This window comes from Melioribacter sulfuriphilus, assembly GCF_051488685.1.
Lineage (GTDB): Bacteria > Bacteroidota > Ignavibacteria > Ignavibacteriales > Melioribacteraceae > Melioribacter.
On the sequence record NZ_JBPSEH010000025.1, the window covers coordinates 1 to 666 of the forward strand.

A 666-nucleotide genomic window follows, 5' to 3' on the forward strand; every position below is an offset into this window, starting at 1 on the left:
CGACCGCCAGTAAATTTGTTCTTCTAATTTTTTTAATTGGGCGGCGTAGCCAAGTGGTCTAAGGCGAAGGTCTGCAAAACCTTTATTCGTCGGTTCGAATCCGACCGCCGCCTCTCCATTTTAAGCATAACATTGTTATGTTTTACGTTTACGTCTTAAGAAGTCTAAAAGACAATAAAAGGTATATTGGACTCACTAACGATATCGCTCGTCGATTCTCTGAACATCAACGTGGCCTTGTAAAATCCACTCGCAATCGTCGTCCTTTTGAATTGACTTACTATGAATCCTTTTCACAAAAGTCCGACGCCATGAAAAGAGAAAAGTTCTTCAAAACTGGCAAAGGACGAGAATTCTTAGACTCCATTTCCCAATAAGGCGAAGGTCTGCAACCCGCCTTAGGCGGGCGAATCCGACCGCCGCCTCTCCATTTTAAGCATAACATTGTTATGTTTTACGTTTACGTCTTAAGAAGTCTAAAAGACAATAAAAGGTATATTGGACTCACTAACGATATCGCTCGTCGATTCTCTGAACATCAACGTGGCCTTGTAAAATCCACTCGCAATCGTCGTCCTTTTGAATTGACTTACTATGAATCCTTTTCACAAAAGTCCGACGCCATGAAAAGAGAAAAGTTCTTCAAAACTGGCAAAGGACGAGAAT

Annotated in this window: 2 protein-coding genes and 1 tRNA gene; all 3 read left to right on the plus strand. The window is 41.6% G+C overall.

The window, feature by feature from the left end; genetic code table 11:
* Positions 1–39: 39 nt before the first annotated feature.
* Positions 40–113, plus strand: a tRNA-Cys gene (locus tag ACSSV9_RS14575).
* Between the two features lie 24 nt (positions 114–137).
* Positions 138–377: a GIY-YIG nuclease family protein gene (locus tag ACSSV9_RS14580; RefSeq protein ID WP_437347990.1), complete on the plus strand. Its 240-nt coding sequence runs from the start codon at positions 138–140 to the stop codon at positions 375–377.
* Positions 378–449: 72 nt separating this feature from the next.
* Positions 450–666 (plus strand): GIY-YIG nuclease family protein (locus ACSSV9_RS14585; protein ID WP_437347991.1); only part of this gene is annotated, 217 nt, incomplete at its 3' end.